The organism is Devosia sp., from assembly GCF_028290645.1.
Lineage (GTDB): Bacteria > Pseudomonadota > Alphaproteobacteria > Rhizobiales > Devosiaceae > Devosia_A.
Window position 1 is genome coordinate 1 of record NZ_JAQGJL010000324.1, and the last position, 5,033, is coordinate 5,033.

Sequence of the window (5,033 nt, forward strand, 5' to 3'; positions counted from 1 at the left end):
GCGAGATCCTCGATCTCGTGCCGATCACCGAGGTGCCCAACGCCACCGCCTTCGCCCCCGGCCTCATCAATGTCCGTGGTCGCGTCGTGCCGCTGGCCGATCTCAAGGTCGCCTTCGGCATGCGCAACGAGGCGCAGAGCCAGGACACCCGCATCGTCGTCATCGAGACCGAGATCGAGGGCGAGCTGACCGTCGTCGGTATCCTCGCCGACAAGGTCTACGACGTCACCGATATCGAGCCCGCCGCCATCGAGGAGGCGCCGCGCGTCGGCATGCGCTGGCCCGCCGACTACGTCCGCGGCATCGGCAAGCGCCGCGGCGACTTCATCATCATCCCCGACATGCAACGCATTTTCGAACTGGAGGGCCACCGGAGTGGCTCGGCCACGGCAATGGAAGAGAGGGCCGCACCATGAGACTAACCCTGAAGGCAAAACTCGCTGCGACCTTTGCCGTGATCGTCGCCATGTCGGCCGGCGGCATGTTCCTCGCCATCCAGAGCCTGGGCACGCTTGATGCCTCGTTCAACGCCGCCATGAACGGCAACGTCAAGCGCATCGGCCTCGTCAACCAGATCAGCGAGCAGAGCCTTCTGGTGGCCCGCGACGAAAAGAACCTGATCCTTGCCGATACCGAGGCGGACCTCGCCAAATACTCCGCCGCCATCGCCGCCGAAGAAGCCGAAGTCAGCCGGCTGGTGTCCGAACTCCGGACCCTGACCGACGCCGAAGGCATGCGACGCCTCGACGCGTTCGTCCCCGACTGGGAAGCCTTCATGGCCGTCAACAAGCAGGTGCAGGACTTCACCATGCTCAATTCGGCGGTGAAGGCGCGGACCCTGGCGCAGGGCGATGGCGAGGCTGCCTTCGCGGCCATGTTCGAGCCGCTGCATGCGATCACCGCCTCCATCAACGACAATCCGCTGGCCGGCGCCGCCGAGCTCAAGACCTATGTCAACGTCTCCGAAGTGCAGGACGACCTCCAGAACATCCGGGCGCGGTCCATCGACATCCTGCTCAGCCACGACGACCCTGCCATGCAGCAGCAGTCGTCGGCGTCCGTCGACAAGCTGATCGCCGAGGTCGCGGGCGATATCGACCGCATCGGCCGCATCATCCCCTCAGCCAACGCATCGCAATGGCAGGATTTTGCCGGCGGCTTCGCCAAATGGAGCGGCATCGTCGACAGCTATCGCAAGATATCGCTCGAGAACGGCGACGATCGCGCCATTGTCCTTGCGACCGGCGAGGGCGCCGCGGCGCGCCAGGCCGTCTCGGTGGCGCTTGCCGCACTTGTCGCCGATGAAAATGCCGACATGGCGAATGCCTCGGCCGCCAACGCCAGGCTCTACGACGATGCGCTGAAGCTCCTCATCGGCCTGTTGATCGGCTCGGCCCTCATCGCCACCCTCGCCGCCCTCTGGATCATCGTCTCGATCTCGAAGTCGCTCACCGCCGCCCTCGGCCTCGCCAATGCCGTCGCCGCCGGCGATCTCGGCGCCGAGGCCAGGGTCAAGTCGAACGACGAGATCAAGGACGTCATCGACGCCCTCAACCTGATGACCGGCAAGCTCCGCGAAGTGGTCTCCGAAGTCACCTCCGCCGCTCGCAACGTCGCCTCAGGCAGCCAGGAACTCTCCGCCACCGCCGAGCAGCTGAGCCAGGGCGCCACCGAGCAGGCCTCCTCGACCGAAGAGGCCTCCGCCTCGATGGAAGAGATGGCCGCGACCATCAAGCAGTCGGCCGACAATGCCAGCCAGACCGAGCGGATCGCCCGCCAGTCCGCCGCCGACGCCAATGCCTCCGGCGAAGCCGTCGGCAACGCCGTCACCGCCATGCAGACCATCGCCGAAAAGATCATGGTGGTGCAGGAGATCGCCCGCCAGACCGACCTCCTCGCCCTCAACGCCGCCGTCGAAGCCGCCCGCGCCGGCGAGCACGGCCGCGGCTTCGCGGTGGTGGCTTCCGAGGTCAGGAAACTCGCCGAACGCAGCCAGGCCGCCGCCGCCGAGATCTCCACGCTCTCGGCCGACACCGTCAAGGCCGCCCGCTCCGCCGGGGAAATGCTGAGTAAACTCGTCCCCGACATCCGCCGCACCGCCGATCTGGTCGAGGAAATCTCCGCCGGCTCGCGCGAGCAGAACGCCGGCGCCGCGCAGATCAACACCGCCATCCAGCAGCTCGACAAGGTCACCCAGCAGAACACCTCGGCCGCCGAGGAAATGTCCGCCACCTCCGAGGAACTGGCCAGCCAGGCCGAGCAGCTGCAAAGCGCCATCAGCTACTTCCGCATCGACCACGGCCAGCTCTCCCGCACCGAGATCGCCAACGACCGCGCGCCGCAGCGCACCCGGCAGGCCGCGAAGCTGCGCGAAGAGATCATGCAGAAATCCCCGCACATGGCGCGGAAAGCCGCTCCGGCCCGCACCGCCGGTGGCGGCTTCGACCTCGATCTCGACCAGATGAGCGACGATCTCGACAGCGAGTTCGCCCGCCGCCGCGGCGCCGCCTGATCGCGCCAACCACATGCCGGGGCGGTCCGCCGCCCCGGTCGCACCACGCCGGGTACCGGCTTCAAATTATTGGCAGGGACCGCAGAAGCGGCTCCGCGGGCCAGGGGGACCACGCCATGAGACTGACCATCAAGACCAAGCTGATCGCGGCCTTCGCCGCCGTCATCGTCCTCTCCGCCTTCAGCATGGGCATCGCGCTGATGAATCTCGGCCAGCTCAACGCCTCGTTCAGCGCCGCCATGGAAGGCAACGTCAAGCGCATCCAGCTCGCCTCCGGCCTCGAGGTCGCGACCCTCACCGTCGCCCGCGACGAGAAGAACCTCATCCTCACCCAGGACATCACCGGCTTCAACGCGCTGATCGCCTCGATGGATTCCGGCATCGCCGCGGTCAAGGCCGACGCCGCGACGCTCCACGAGCTGTCGAGCGAGAAGGGCCGGCCGCTGGTCGAAAGCTTCACCACCGCCTACGACGCCTATCTCGTCCAGCACGCCGAGGTCCGCCGCCTCGCGCTCCTCAACCAGGACGCCGAGGCCTTCGCCCTCGCCGCCGGCAAGGCCGCCGAGGCCCGCGCCAGGTCGGTCACCGCGCTCGACGAGATCGTCGCCCTCAACAATACCCAGCTCGCCGACGCCATCGCCGCCGCCGAAAACCTCTACGGCTCGTCCTCGCTGCTGCTCACCCTGTTGCTCGTCGGCTCCACCCTCATCGCCATCACCGCCGCGGCGGCGATCATCCTCGGCATCAGCCGCGGGCTGGGCAAGATCAAGTCGGTGGTCGGCGCCGTCGCCATCGGCGATCTCGACCAGAACATCGAGATCAAAACCAATGACGAGATCAAGGACCTCGTCGATACCGTCAACATCATGACCGGGAACCTCCGCGCCACCGCCGCCCTCGCCGACCGCATCGCCGACGGCGACCTGACGGTCGAGCCGAAACCCCTCTCCGATCGCGACACCCTAGGCCTCGCGCTGAAGCGCATGGTCGAAAAGCTCCGTGACGTCATCGCCGAAGCCATCACCTCGGCCAACAACGTTTCGGCCGGGTCGCAGGAGCTCTCCGCCACCGCCGAGCAGCTGAGCCAGGGCGCCACCGAACAGGCCTCCTCCACTGAAGAAGCCTCCGCCTCGATGGAAGAAATGGCCGCCACCATCAAGCAGTCCGCCGACAACGCCTCGCAGACCGAAAAGATCGCCCGCCAGTCCGCTGCCGACGCCATCGCCTCGGGCGAAGCTGTCACCAACGCCGTTACCGCCATGCAGACCATCGCCCAGAAGATCATGGTCGTGCAGGAGATCGCCCGCCAGACCGACCTCCTCGCTCTCAACGCGGCGGTCGAAGCGGCCCGCGCCGGCGAACACGGCCGCGGCTTCGCGGTCGTCGCCTCCGAAGTGAGAAAACTCGCCGAACGCAGCCAGGCCGCCGCCGCCGAGATCTCCACCCTCTCCGACACCACGGTGAAAACCGCCCAGTCGGCCGGCGAGATGCTGACCCGACTCGTCCCCGATATCCAGCGCACCGCCGAGCTGGTCGAGGAGATCACCGCCGGCGCCCGCGAGCAGAATGCCGGCGCCACCCAGATCAACACCGCCATCCAGCAGCTCGACAAGGTCACCCAGCAGAACACCTCCGCCGCCGAAGAGATGTCCGCCACCTCCGAGGAACTGGCGAGCCAGGCCGAGCAGCTGCAGAACGCCATCAGCTACTTCCGCATCGAGGCCACCCGCACCGAGATCGCCCCGGCCGCGACCAGGAAGCCCGCCCCCAAGCGCAGCACCGCCATCCGCAGCGAGCTCATGGCCAAGTCCCCCCACCTCGCTCCCCGCGCCCGCCCGGCTGCGAAGCTCAATGGCAATGGCGGGTTCGACCTCGATATCGACGACGCCGGCGACGAGCTCGACACCGAGTTCACCCGCCGCGGCGCAGCCTGAGGAGCGGGAGCATGGCCGAAAAGCCGCAATACGTGACCCTCGGCGTCAACGGCGAACTCTTCGCCGCCCCGGTCGAAAAGGTGCAGGAAATCCTCGAAATGCGCCCCGTCGCCCGCCTCCCGCAGGCTCCGCCCAACCTCCTCGGCATGACCGACGTGCGCGGCGAGGGGATCCCCGTCCTCGACCTCCGTTTGACCCTCGGCCTCCCCGCCGCCGACGACACCGAGAACACCCGCATCGTCGTCCTCACCGTCCTCTCCGACGCCCGCACCCTGACCGTCGGCCTCCGCACCGACCGCGTCTTCGAAGTCACCGTCCTCGACGCCGACGCGCTCGAACCACCCCCCGCCATCTCCGGCAACTGGCGCGACCACGCCGTCGCCGGCATCGGCCGCCGCCAAGGCGCCTTCGTCACCGTCCTCGACCTCGACCGCCTGCTGGGCCGCACGGCCGAAGCGGCGTGATGGACAACATGCGCGCAGTGCCCACCGACCCCCACCCCTGTCCCCTCCCCCTCAACAGGGGGAGGGAGACGCCCATCACTGGCCCCTCTGCAAGCGTCTCCCTCCCCCTTCTTAGGGGGAGGG

Annotated in this window: 4 protein-coding genes; all 4 read left to right on the top strand. The window is 67.9% G+C overall.

Features of this window, described 5'->3' with window-relative positions; genetic code table 11:
* Positions 1-416: chemotaxis protein CheW (locus tag JWQ89_RS17285; RefSeq protein ID WP_299642987.1), on the top strand; the 416-nt coding region annotated here is incomplete at its 5' end.
* A complete protein-coding gene (locus JWQ89_RS17290) occupies positions 413-2,512 on the top strand; it encodes a methyl-accepting chemotaxis protein (protein WP_299642988.1) in 2,100 nt (699 codons plus the stop codon). The genes JWQ89_RS17285 and JWQ89_RS17290, both read left to right, overlap by 4 nt.
* Positions 2,513-2,628: 116 nt before the next feature.
* Positions 2,629-4,446 carry a methyl-accepting chemotaxis protein gene (locus JWQ89_RS17295; RefSeq protein WP_299642989.1) on the top strand — a complete coding sequence of 606 codons (1,818 nt, stop codon included), beginning with the start codon at positions 2,629-2,631 and terminating at the stop codon, positions 4,444-4,446.
* A gap of 11 nt (positions 4,447-4,457) precedes the next feature.
* Entirely contained in the window at positions 4,458-4,910 is a 453-nt protein-coding gene (locus JWQ89_RS17300) for a chemotaxis protein CheW (protein WP_299642990.1), read from the top strand.
* Positions 4,911-5,033: the final 123 nt, after the last annotated feature.